General features: G+C 41.1%; 8 protein-coding genes. 7 read left to right on the forward strand and 1 reads right to left on the reverse strand.

What is annotated here, in order from left to right; all coding sequences use genetic code 11:
- The first annotated feature begins 365 nt into the window (after positions 1–365).
- Positions 366–548: a CPXCG motif-containing cysteine-rich protein gene (locus tag KCTC52924_RS08890; RefSeq protein ID WP_251806374.1), complete on the forward strand. Its 183-nt coding sequence runs from the start codon at positions 366–368 to the stop codon at positions 546–548.
- 69 nt (positions 549–617) lie between these two features.
- Here KCTC52924_RS08890 and KCTC52924_RS08895 read toward each other — a convergent pair whose 3' ends face one another.
- Positions 618–3,335: a pitrilysin family protein gene (locus KCTC52924_RS08895; RefSeq protein WP_251806375.1), complete on the reverse strand. Its 2,718-nt coding sequence runs from the start codon at positions 3,333–3,335 to the stop codon at positions 618–620.
- 160 nt (positions 3,336–3,495) lie between these two features.
- Here KCTC52924_RS08895 and KCTC52924_RS08900 point away from each other — a divergent pair, with 160 nt between their 5' ends.
- From KCTC52924_RS08900 to KCTC52924_RS08925, 6 genes are all read left to right on the forward strand, one after another.
- Complete coding sequence (locus KCTC52924_RS08900; protein WP_251806376.1) at positions 3,496–4,527, forward strand: SUMF1/EgtB/PvdO family nonheme iron enzyme; 1,032 nt, start codon at positions 3,496–3,498, stop codon at positions 4,525–4,527.
- 39 nt (positions 4,528–4,566) lie between these two features.
- Positions 4,567–5,103, forward strand: a complete 537-nt coding sequence (locus KCTC52924_RS08905) for a YceI family protein (protein WP_251806377.1) — start codon at positions 4,567–4,569, stop codon at positions 5,101–5,103.
- Positions 5,104–5,902: 799 nt separating this feature from the next.
- Positions 5,903–8,245, forward strand: coding sequence for a PSD1 and planctomycete cytochrome C domain-containing protein (locus KCTC52924_RS08910; protein WP_251806378.1), 2,343 nt, complete (start codon positions 5,903–5,905; stop codon positions 8,243–8,245).
- Between the two features lie 5 nt (positions 8,246–8,250).
- A complete protein-coding gene (locus KCTC52924_RS08915) occupies positions 8,251–9,717 on the forward strand; it encodes a DUF1501 domain-containing protein (RefSeq protein ID WP_251806379.1) in 1,467 nt (488 codons plus the stop codon).
- A 3-nt stretch (positions 9,718–9,720) separates the two neighbouring features.
- Positions 9,721–11,157 (forward strand): c-type cytochrome domain-containing protein, encoded by a 1,437-nt coding sequence (locus KCTC52924_RS08920; RefSeq protein ID WP_251806380.1) that lies wholly within the window; start codon positions 9,721–9,723, stop codon positions 11,155–11,157.
- 119 nt (positions 11,158–11,276) lie between these two features.
- Positions 11,277–12,185, forward strand: a complete 909-nt coding sequence (locus KCTC52924_RS08925; protein WP_370671533.1) for an FAD:protein FMN transferase — start codon at positions 11,277–11,279, stop codon at positions 12,183–12,185.
- Positions 12,186–12,291: the final 106 nt, after the last annotated feature.

The following is a 12,291-nucleotide window of genomic DNA, read 5'->3' on the forward strand; positions in this document are numbered from 1 at the left end:
GCCCGTAGATTTCAAGAAAGGAGAAATAAGCCTAGATTTTTTTGAATACTTTTTTATTCATATGCTTATCTATTGTTTTTTAATGGAATTCATGAATGCTAAGCATTTCATCGATGGAAAAAAGTATTGAAAGGCGTGTTAAAAGGTAGATTATTGTTATTGTACTTACCTGATAATTTTAACTACACAGCTTTTGAGCTTGATCCTAGGTTAAGGTAATAATCTGTAACTTTAGGTTAGGAGGATGAGACCCCCAAAGTTTAATAGATTTTTTATTGTTTTTAAGTTTTACCAAGACTAGCTGTAGAGCGGTAATCAAATGGTTGTGCCAGCCGATATAGGCAATCCACTAAAAAAAATGAAATATGTACGAACACTTTTTTCAATGTCCTTATTGTTGGGAAGAAATATCCATGTTATTGGACCCCTCCATAACTAGGCAGACTTATGTGGAAGATTGTGAGGTTTGTTGTAATCCACTATCGGTTTCTCCAGTTTTTAATGACGGGGCGCTTATTGGGTTTGAAGCGATGGATATTGGCCAATAGGGATGAACAATGTTTCCGCTAAAAAACAGCCTAAAAGCATCGTTTATAGGCTGTTTAAATTGACTGAATTTATTTTTTATAATCTCCTGCATTTATAACCGTCCATTCCTTATAGGGATTAATGTAGGTTTGGATCGCTTTGTTGACCTCTGTTACGGTTAGGTTTTTTACTTTCTCTTCCAGCTTCTTTTGGAAGTCCATATTGCGGCCATAGAAAATGTTATTATTGATTAGGTTGGCCAATTCACCGTCTTTAGCGCGAGATACGTTCTCCTCCTGGATCCATCCATTGACGGCATCTTTCAATTCGTCCTCCGTAATACCATCTTTTATAAAACGATCTAATTCTTCTGAAAACCCCTGTTGTACCTTGCTGTAGTTTTCAGGTGCGTAAATGGCATATAGATACAGCGACGAATTTTGGTCATCGGCATTGTAATCGGCTTGGAATCCGGCACCTGCACCATAACTCACCCCATCTTTCTGTCGCAACCTTTCTGCAATCCTTGAATTTAGAAAACCACCACCCAAAATGGTAGCCGCTATATTTAATGCAGCATAATCCTCATCGTCCTGACTAATTTTAATGTTCAAGTTTCCAAGCGTCATGGCATTTTTTTTGTCTGGAGTAAGGATATCTTCGTTGATGGGTTGGGAATCCGAATAAGGGTCTTTAAGCCTCTCATACGGATATTTGCTCTTGTAATTAGCAAATTCCCCCTCCATAAAAGATATGACCTCTGGAGACGGCATATCCCCAATACCAACCATAATAGACCTGCCCAATCCGTAAAAGGATTTGTGAAATGCCTTAAGGTCCTCTGTCGATATAGCACGTATGGCTGCCTCTTCTTCGGTAACGGTCATGGCATATAATGGATGCCCCTTAGGATAATGGTTGTTTAACTGTGATAATCTTTTGGAAGCCAAATATTGAGGTTCAGTCTTATTGCTTTCTAAATAAGCCAAGGTTTCGGTTTTTAATTTTTCTAACTCCGTAGCCTCAAAAGATGGAGTTTTTAACATTTCGGTCATTAAAGCCAAAGTGGACATGAGGTTCTCCTCGGTCGAAACTACATTGGCATAAACATTTCCATTACTGGCTCTAAATGATACTGAAGATTTTAATCTGCTCAATTCGTCCTCTATCTGCTGTCTTTTTTTGGAGAGGGTGCCCTTGTCTAGCATGCTTGCAGTAAAGGACGGAACAACACCTTTGTTGGATAATGATTTCACGTTGCCATTTCTAGTACTAAAACTAACCCTGACTGTTTTGCCTCGATTGCCTTTTTCGATAATCCCATATTCAATACCATTAGAAAGCTGGCCCATATCCAATCTGGATTGAATGGCATCATAGGAAACATCGAATGCTTCCCCTGTGCCCATATCTTCCTTGCCTTTATATTCGGCTACCAGAGCATCTAGATTTTGAGTGTGTTCTATCTCTACTCGTTCAGGCTCCTTGGTAGGTATAAATCTACCAATGGTTCTATTGGTGGTAATTAAATATTTTTTGGCGATCTCATTTATCTTTTCTAGGCTAGTGTTTTCAATTCTATCACGTTGTATAAATGCCAGTCGCCAATCACCTGCACCGATAAATTCGCTCATGTAGGTACCTAAATAGGACGAATTTCTAAAGATTTGATCGGTTTGTTTTAAAAGATTGGCTTTGGCGCGTTCTAATTCTTCTTGGGTTAGAGGCGTCGTTTTTATAGCGTCCAAAGTTTCCTTAAGTACTTTTTCAGCTTCGTCTGCATTTTTATCCGAGGGCACATCGACATTTATATATAAAAAACCTGGCTCTTTGGTAAAAGGTGAAAAAGACCAAACGGAAGAGGCCTTGTTCGTTTCAATCAATGCCTTGTAGAGTCTGCCTGAAGGTTCATCCGTCAAGGCATTTTCTATTAAGGATACAGCGGCATAATCCTCATGGGAACCAGCTGGAGTATGGTACATAGTCGAGACGATCTGCAATTCTCCAACACGATTAAGTTGGACTGTTTTTTCTCCATCTTGTGCGGGCTCTACGGTATACGAATCCCTTAATGGAGAAACAGGTTTTTCAATTTCACCAAACTTTTTATTTATCAAGGCTAATGTTTTACTTTCGTCGAACTTACCAGTGACCATAAGAATTGCATTGTCCGGGCGGTAGAATTTTTTGTAAAAAGCCTTCAGGTTTTCAATGGGAACACGTTCAATGTCAGACCTGTTTCCAATCGTGCTATTGCCGTAGTTATGCCATAGATAAGCTGCGTTGATCACCTTTTGCATAAGCACCCTTGAGGGATTGTTTTCCCCGCTTTCAAATTCGTTCCGCACTACACTAAATTCGCTTTCTAAATCCTTTTTAGCGATATAGGAATTTACCATTCTGTCTGCTTCTAGATCTAAGGCCCAATCTAGATTTTCTTCTGTGGCATTGAAGGTTTCAAAATAATTGGTACGGTCGTACCAAGTAGTGCCATTAGGTCTTGCGCCATGAGCGCTTAACTCTTTTGGGATGTCTGGATGGTTAGGGGTGCCTTTAAAGACCATGTGTTCCAATAAATGAGCCATTCCCTTTTCCCCATAACCTTCATGTCTGGATCCCACCAGATACGTAATATTTACGGTAATAGTCTGGGCAGAGTTGTCTGGAAATAGTAACACTTTAAGTCCATTTTCCATTTGATATTCGGTAATACCCTCTACAGTGGCCACCTTCTTCATTTGGCCGTACGAACTATAAGTACAGACAAATAGGCCTATTAGCATTAGGCTCCATATTTTAAATTTCATAGCGGATGATATTGATTATACTCAATATTACGAAATTTTATGTGGGATTATGCTTCTGAAACCATAGAATTTATAGCGATGTGCCACGTAATTTTGTCTAGGAGGTTCGCCTTATTGGAAAATTAGTAATATTTTTACGAAATAAATTTAAACACTTACGATGCACTATATTTCGTTTTCAAAATTCCCAACAACCCTATATCAAATTTTCTTGCCAGTCATGGTGTTAGTTGCCTTGGGGTCCTGTAAATCTACCGCTCCTGCCATCGTGGGAAACGTAGAGAAAAAAGTAGTAAAGGCGTCTTATATTGAAAATATTCCTACCACAGAGGTAGCTTTTGATATGGTTTTGATACCGGAAGGAAGCTTTTTGATGGGAAGCCCCGAGTCAGAAGCCAATAGAAAGGCGGATGAGGGACCTAGGAAAAAGGTAGAACTCGATGCCTTTTATATGGGAAAATATGAAGTTACATGGGAGATTTTCGAGCTATTTTTTAAGCAAAACCAAAACTTGTTTCAAGATTTGGAAGCAGATAAATTGAATGCTATAGATGCTATTACAAGACCTAGTCCCCCTTATGAAGATCCGTCTTATGGGATGGGAAAAAGCCAATATCCGGCGATAAGCATGTCAGCCTATTCAGCATTAGTGTTTTGTAAGTGGTTGAGCTCTGTTACTGGAAAATTTTATAGATTACCTACAGAAGCGGAATGGGAATATGCTGCTAAAGCGGGGACAGAAACTGCCTATTCTTTTGGTGATGACGTTTCAAAAATTGATGATTATGCCGTATATTATAAAAATGCCGACAACCATTATGCCAAGGTAGGTACCAAACTACCTAATCCATGGGGGCTATACGATATACACGGAAATGTATCGGAATGGACCTTGGATGAGTATAAGGAAGATGCTTATGCCATTACAGAATCCAAAAATCCATGGGTAAAACCTACGGTAATCCATCCCAGAGTGATCAGAGGTGGTTCTTGGGATGATGATGCCGATGATTTAAGGTCATCAGCTAGAGTTGCATCTAGTTTGAAATTGCAAAAAAGAGATCCACAGATTCCAAAAAGCTTTTGGTGGAATACCGATTCCAATTTTATAGGATTTAGATTGGTAAGTCCCAAAGTACAACCTAGCAAGGAAGAACAAGTACAGTTTTGGCAAACCGTATTGGATGAGTAGTCCTTTACAAGGGCCAATTATAAAATTTAAATTACTGGTATGAGAAATAAATTATCCTTATTATCCTTATTGTTCGTTGTCTTAATCGGTTATTCCCAAGATAGCTACAAGCTGTCCGAAGAAAGTGTTCTAACCATTAGTGGAACTTCTACAATGCACGACTGGACCGTTGCGGCCAGTGGTATGCAAGGGTCAATGTCCTACGGTAAAAAAATTGTGAACTTGGCGCTTAAGGTTCCCGTGTCTAACATAAAGAGTGAACGTGGTGCTGCTATGGATAAGAAAATGCACGGTGCCCTTAAATCGGAACAACATCCCGAAATTTCTTTTAACTTTAAAGACATTACGGAGAATAGTAGTGTTGCGATTAATGGTGGATTAACTATTGCTGGAGTGGAACAAGTGGTTGGCCTCCCCTCCAAAATCACAGCAATGGACAAAGGCCATCGCATCCAGGGGGAATATAAAATCACCTTGCAGGATTATGGAATGAAAGCCCCAACGGCCATGTTTGGTCAAATAGTGGTAGGGGATACGGTTACGGTAAAATATGATCTGGTTTTTGTAAAGGAATAGAAAACTTATTCCTATATTTTCCCTTTAATATAGGATTAAGTACAATTTCTGGAAATTTTAATATTCCAGTAATAGTTGTAGTCAATATGTTGACTTAATTGAATATGGTGTTCTGTAAGCGGAACTGATGGGGATGCTTGGTAATCCCCTTCGGCCTTATATTACCTTGCCAAGATGAGCGCGGGTCACACATCTTTCCCAATTGCCGCCTCTACTTTAATTTCTTGGCATGGCGAAGTCATACGATACTTTTGTAAATTTCTGATGGTCTGCTCTTTAGTGTGTGAATGCATACAGATGCTATAATCCATAACTTGGCAATACCTTTTTTTTCTACTGGAAGTCAACAGTCGGGCTGCCTCACTTTTGGGTCATGGCTCAGTTTTAGAATGGGCTTCGATAACTATAGATTCCCTACTTTTTCTCTGTGATATCCAGTAATGGTGCTGTACAATCCATGTATACCCATTTGTGAGGTAATTGATTTTGTCTACGGAGTATTAGGGGGCTCAATTTTGTTCCTAAAAGCCACAGTACTGTATTTGGGAAAACCCTAAAATTATTGAATATGGAGGTGTAATTTATAGGTTTAGGAATTTGTCGTGAAAAATATATTTGCTCCTAAAATTATGAATTAAAGGTGGCTAGGTTGTTATACGTTGTAAATTTTAATATCTTTTACGTTTGCTTCGAGTATTTTAATCGTGATCCTTTGCGAAAAGCTGTTAAATATAATTGGATGAAGGAGACTTTGGATTTTTTGAGCTAACTTTTATGTAGTCTAAGTAATATCGTATACATGAAACAAAAACTTAGTATCTTTTTTATCCTTTTAGGGCTAATGGCGTTGGTCTTTGCATTCCAATCCGGGTTTTTTAGAGCCTCGGATGATGAATATGTACATCAAAAAATGCCAGAACTGGTAGATTATAATTTTCATATTAAGCCAATTTTATCAGATAATTGCTATACCTGCCATGGCCCCGATGCCAATAAACGAAAGGCTGGCCTTCGGTTAGATCTAGAAACAAACGCTTTTGAGGAATTGCCGGAAAATCCAGGGAAATACGCCATTGTGAAGGGGAAGCCCAACAAGAGCATGCTTTACCAACATGTGATTTCCGATGATCCAAAGCAAGTTATGCCACCTTCGGACTCTCAATTAAAATTAAATTTCCACGAGAAGAAACTTTTAAAAAAATGGATAGAGCAAGGGGCTAAATTTGATAAGCATTGGGCCTATATCCCGCCTCGAAAAGCGGAATTGCCAAAAATTGAAGAAACCGATTGGGTCCAGAACGAAATAGATTATTTTGTTTTGGAAAAATTGGAAGAACACGATCTGTCTCCTTCTAAAAAGACAGCCAACGAAACCCTGATAAGAAGGATGAGTTTGGATATAACAGGTTTGCCCCCGAATATGGAGCAGATGGAGAAATACCTTTCCGAGGGTCAAGATTTTGTATTTGACCAGGCCATAGATGAATTTCTTGCCTCCCCTAGCTATGGGGAACGCATGACCCAAGTCTGGTTGGATGTTGCAAGGTATGCGGATTCCCATGGTTACCAGGACGATAGTTATAGGAGTATGTGGCCGTGGCGCGATTGGGTTATCCACGCATTTAATAATAACTTGGCGTACGATGAATTTTTAATAGAGCAATTGGCGGGTGATCTTTTGCCTAATGCCAGCAAGGATCAAATATTAGCTACGGGCTTTAATAGAAACCATCCTATTACGCAGGAAGGCGGTGTTATTCAAGAGGAATATCAATCGTACTACGTGGTAGACCGTACAAATACCTTGGGTAAGGGAATCTTGGGGCTTACCTTGGAATGTGCCAAATGCCATGACCACAAGTACGATGCCCTGTCGCAGCGCGAGTATTTTGAGATGTATTCCTTCTTCAACAATGTAGCGGAGAAAGGATTGCAAATGGATGCCGTGCAGGCCGCGAACCAAAAATATTTTGCCGATGCCCCATTTATGGTAATCACGGATGAGGAAGCCAATGGAGTCTTATCCTTTATAAATAAAAAGAAGGAGGAGGATGTTAAGGTAATGGTCATGAACGATTCTATGCCTAGGGAGACGTTTGTCTTTAACCGTGGAGAATATTACGATCTTGGTGAAAAGGTATTACCGGACACCCCTAAGGACATTTTTCCCTTTTCAGAAGATCTTCCTAAGAATAGATTGGGATTGGCGAAATGGGTGACCGATACGGATAACCCTCTGACCGCAAGGGTGTTTGTCAATAGACTGTGGGGCATGCTATTTGGAAAGGGCCTTGTGGTTACTTCTGAAGATTTTGGGGTTCAGGGCAGTTTACCCACCCATCCACAATTATTGGATTGGTTGTCCCGCGATTTTATGGACCATGGTTGGGACATAAAATACTTGCTAAAAAAAATTATGCTTTCCGCTACTTATCAACAAAGTTCCATTGCTACGGACGAATTAAAAAAGGCCGATCCCGAAAACCTATTATTAGCGAGGGCAGAACGCTTTAGGATGAGCGGAGAAATGATCAGGGATTATATGTTGGCAACTAGTGGACTTTTAAACGCCGAATTGGGTGGCCCAAGTGTAAAGCCCTACCAGCCCGCGGGTTTATGGGAAGAGACCAATGCGGGAGGCAACAGGGGTACCTTAACCTCCTATGTGGAGGACGAAGGGGAGAGTTTGTACCGGCGGTCGTTATATACCTTTTGGAAACGGACCATGCCTCCAGCCAGTATGTCGATCTTTGACGCCCCTACTCGAGATCTCTGTGAGGTGAGGCGGCAAAAAACAAATACCCCATTACAAGCACTGGCCCTTCAAAATGATGTTCAAATGCTGGAGGCGGCCAGAGTGTTGGCCCAAAAAACCCTTGCCGAAAATGCGGGGTCTAAAAATCCAGTGACTTCTATTTTCCAGCGTATCTTGATCCGAGAGCCCAATAAGGAAGAGCTGGCGGTGCTAGAGTCTTACTTTGAAGATGCTTTAGACCTATTTTCAAATAAGAAGGGGGATGCGGAGAAATTATTGACGCAAGGAAAATATAAGCAAATAGATACCGATCCGGTAAGAACGGCTGCGTTAATGCTTACAGCGCAAGTAATTTATAATCTGGACGAAACCATTACCAAAGAATAACGATTATGGAAAAGGATAAAGATAAAGATAGCCCAGAAAACCCTCTAAAGGTAAACCGAAGACATTTTTTCTCGCAGTTGAGTGTGGGGATAGGGTCTTTGGCATTGGGGTCGTTATTGATCCCAGACCTCTTTAAAGGGCAAGCTGGCCAATTGGCAAGCCAGCCCTTAGGAATTCCACATTTTGCTCCAAAAGCAAAAAGGGTCATTTATTTATTTCAGGCCGGTGGCCCCTCCCAATTGGAATCCTTCGATTATAAGCCTATGTTGGCCAAAAGGATGGGGGAGGACCTCCCAGATTCCATAAGGAATGGGCAGCGGCTGACGGGAATGACCTCGGGGCAGTCCAAATTCCCCTTAATGCCCTCAGCGGTAGATTTTAAACAATACGGTAAAAGTGGGGCATGGATAAGCGATCTTTTTCCCCATATTGGTAAAATCGCCGATGACATCTGTATTGTACGGGGTATGCATACCGAAGCCATTAACCACGATCCGGCCATAACCTTTTTTCAAACAGGAAATCAACAATCAGGAAGGCCCAGTATGGGATCTTGGCTTAGCTATGGATTAGGGAGCGAAAATCAGAATTTACCTTCTTTTGTAGTGCTGACATCTAGGGGCAAGGGGAACAGTCAGGGCTTGTATTCCAAATTATGGTCCAGCGGATTTCTAGATTCCAAGCACCAAGGAGTACTGTTGCGTTCGGGGAATAACCCAGTATTGTACTTGAATGATCCGGACGGTATTTCCCGTTCTGATAAAAGACATTTATTAGACCATGTATCCTCCTTAAACAAGATACATCATGTGGAAACAGGAGACGACGAGATTGAGTCGAGAATTGCACAATACGAAATGGCCTACCGCATGCAAATGTCCGTACCAGATGTAATGGATATTAAAAAGGAACCGGAATCTATTATACAGCTATACGGGGAAGATTCCCAGGTCCCGGGGACCTACGCAGCCAATTGTCTACAAGCCAGAAGATTGGCAGAAAGCGGGGTGCGCTTTATACAATTGTATCATCAGGGATGGGACCAACATGGCAATCTGCCCAATGAGATGGCAGGGCAGGCCAAGGATGTGGACAAAGCTTCAGCAGCCTTGGTTCTGGATCTAAAGCAACGTGGAATGTTAGAGGATACCCTAGTGATCTGGGGCGGGGAATTTGGTCGGACTAATTATTGCCAGGGGAATTTTGATCCAAAGACCTACGGGCGGGACCACCATCCTAGGGCCTTTAGTATTTGGATGGCCGGAGGAGGCATAAAACCCGGGATTACCTATGGGGAAACAGATGAATTTGGTTACAACATCATCAAAAATCCGGTCCATATAAACGATTTCCATGCTACAATAATGCACAATATGGGGCTAGACCATGAACAATTGATCTATAAGTACCAGGGACGCCGGTTCAGGCTGACAGATGTTGCTGGTAATGTGGTAAAAGATATCTTAACCTAAGTTATGGCAAAAGGAAGTAGTCCCAAATGGGTAAGTCAAGTCATCTTAGGCCTTACCGTATTTCTAATTTTTCTTTTAATTTTCGAATCCTTTATTGCGCTGCCAAACCTAGTAGCCTGGTTAGGGCGTTTACATCCATTGGTCCTTCATTTTCCTATAGTATTGTTATTGATGGCGGCGTTGATCGGACTTTTCAAGAATAAAGTACCCGATCTTTTGCTCGCCATTGCTACCTTTTCAGCTTTGGTTACCGCCATTACTGGGTTCTTTCTGGGTGCCGAGGTTGATCCGAAAGGAGATTTGATCTTTTGGCATCAATGGATGGGTGCCGGGGTCGCAGTTTTGGCCGCGGTTTGGTATTGGGTGAGTGTTAACTACCTACAGCAAGTATATTTAGTAAAGTCTATTCAGGTTATATTGATTATTCTGATAGGTTTTACTGGGCATTACGGAGGAATGATAACCCATGGAGAGGATTTTCTAGCACTTCCTCAGAACACAAAGTTGGGGGAGATACCGGACAACCCATTGCTATACAAAGATATCGTGCATCGGGTGCTGGATATTAACTGTATCGGTTGCCATAATCCGAACAAGAAAAAAGGGGAACTTCTAATGACCGGAATTGCTGAGCTCTTGGTGGGAGGGGAAAACGGTCCAGCCATTGTACGCGGAGAACCAGCTAATAGCGAACTGGTGAAGCGATTGCGATTGCCCCTAAAAAGTGAAGACCATATGCCGCCAGAGGGAAAGAAACCCTTATCCGAAAATGAAATTCAGATAATGGAGCGTTGGATTGCCTTGGGCGCATCGGATACCCTAAGATTGAATCATTTGGATAATGACGAACCCCTGCAAGACTTGGTTAAGGAGATGATGGCACCAGAAAAGATGGATAAATGGAAATCCTTCCCCATAGTAGCGGATAGTACCTTGCAAAATTTAAACGGGGATTATAGAACTGTAAAAAGGATTGCTGGCAATTCGCAGGCCCTTAGTGTTTCTATTTTTTCTCCTCCGAAATATGATCCGAATTTGATATTGTCACTTAAAAGAGTGACAAGTAATATTGTGGAGTTAGATTTAAGCGGGCTTCCTTTGGGCGAAAAGGAAATGGAAATTGTTGGTATGTGCACTAATCTGGAATGGCTGGAATTGGATAGGACAAATATAACCGACCGTGAATTTGCAAAGTTGGGTGCGCTTTCAAACCTTTTGGTGCTAAAGGCATATGCCACAAAAATTACTGAGGCTAGTTTGCCAATTCTTAAGAATTATAATCATTTACACAGCTTATATTTATGGGACACTCCCTTATCCGAGACAAAAAATAGTTCATTAAAAGATGCTTTACCCAATGTGCGTATAGACCGGGGGATTGATCCGGAGCTAATAACTATATTTGCGGAAAAGGACTCCATTGAGGAGGTGAAAGAGTAGGGGTCCATTTGTAAGTGCTGATTATGAACAGAATAAAAGTTTTCTCGGTTTTATTATATCTTTTTGTTTTCCCTTTAGTATTAACGGCCCAAAAAAAGTATTCGTTTAACCATCAACAGATGGGGACGCAAATAAGGCTGGTGTTTTATGCCCCCGATAGTGCTGATGCCGATACGGTGGCCAAATTGGTCTTTAAAAGAATAGATGATTTAAATGCTGTCTTAAGTGATTATTTGCCACAAAGTGAGTTAAATAGGCTATGTGAAACGGTAAATTCGAAGGTGAAGGTGAGCAAGGATCTATTCCAAATATTAAAGCTATCCGTGGGCGTTAGTGAAAAAACAGATGGTGCTTTTGATGTAAGCATGGGGCCTGTAATTGCACTTTGGAAAAACGCTAGAAAAAAGGGAACGTTGCCTACGGACCAAGAGATTCAATTGGCTAAGAAAAAAACCGGGTTTGGCAAAATTGAATTTTTCGAAGATGATGTCGTAAGACTAAAGGATTCGGGTATGCAATTGGATTTAGGAGGTATTGGCAAAGGATATACTGCGGATAAGGCTATAGTGCTATTGAAAGAATTGGGGGTTAAATCGGCCTTGGTGGATATGGGAGGAGATGTAACAGTAAGCGGTGCCCCACCAGATAAAGAATACTGGGTATTGGGATTTAGCTATTACGACTTAAATGGAGCCGAGGTTTTTACCAAGCTCAACCTTAAGAATCAGGCAGTGGCCACTTCGGGAGATTTATACCAATATTTTATAATGGACGGGAAACGATATTCCCATATTGTAGATCCAAAAACGGGTAGGGCTTTAAGCAATAATATCCAAGTTACCACTATTGCTCCTAATGGAACTATGGCCGATGCCTATGCTTCTGCCCTAAGTGTGATCGGGGTGGAAAACGGTAAAAAACTACAAAATAAAATTCCCGGTCTGGAAGTTTTTATGGTAGCTGATCTACCTGGTACGTATCAAAAGTGGAAAAGTCCTAAATTTAATTATTATATCTTAAACGATTAAATTGGCTAGAATTCTAGTTCCCTTCCGTCCTTTTCCCCGAAAAGAGAGCAAAGTACCCCTTCTCCTACCAAGGGAAAGTAGCTAGTGTATGGTGAATAGATGGTGC

It is taken from the genome of Arenibacter antarcticus (assembly GCF_041320605.1).
In the GTDB taxonomy this organism is placed as follows: Bacteria; Bacteroidota; Bacteroidia; order Flavobacteriales; family Flavobacteriaceae; genus Arenibacter; species Arenibacter antarcticus.

Bases quoted from the DNA above. Each gene is read 5' to 3' on its own strand.
- KCTC52924_RS08905 (WP_251806377.1), top strand. From the start codon at position 4,567: ATGAGAAATAAATTATCCTTATTATCCTTATTGTTCGTTGTCTTAATC.
- KCTC52924_RS08900 (WP_251806376.1), top strand. From the start codon at position 3,496: ATGCACTATATTTCGTTTTCAAAATTCCCAACAACCCTATATCAAATT.
- KCTC52924_RS08925 (WP_370671533.1), top strand. From the start codon at position 11,277: ATGGGGACGCAAATAAGGCTGGTGTTTTATGCCCCCGATAGTGCTGAT.
- KCTC52924_RS08910 (WP_251806378.1), top strand. From the start codon at position 5,903: ATGAAACAAAAACTTAGTATCTTTTTTATCCTTTTAGGGCTAATGGCG.
- KCTC52924_RS08890 (WP_251806374.1), top strand. From the start codon at position 366: ATGTACGAACACTTTTTTCAATGTCCTTATTGTTGGGAAGAAATATCC.
- KCTC52924_RS08895 (WP_251806375.1), bottom strand. From the start codon at position 3,335: ATGAAATTTAAAATATGGAGCCTAATGCTAATAGGCCTATTTGTCTGT.
- KCTC52924_RS08920 (WP_251806380.1), top strand. From the start codon at position 9,721: ATGGCAAAAGGAAGTAGTCCCAAATGGGTAAGTCAAGTCATCTTAGGC.
- KCTC52924_RS08915 (WP_251806379.1), top strand. From the start codon at position 8,251: ATGGAAAAGGATAAAGATAAAGATAGCCCAGAAAACCCTCTAAAGGTA.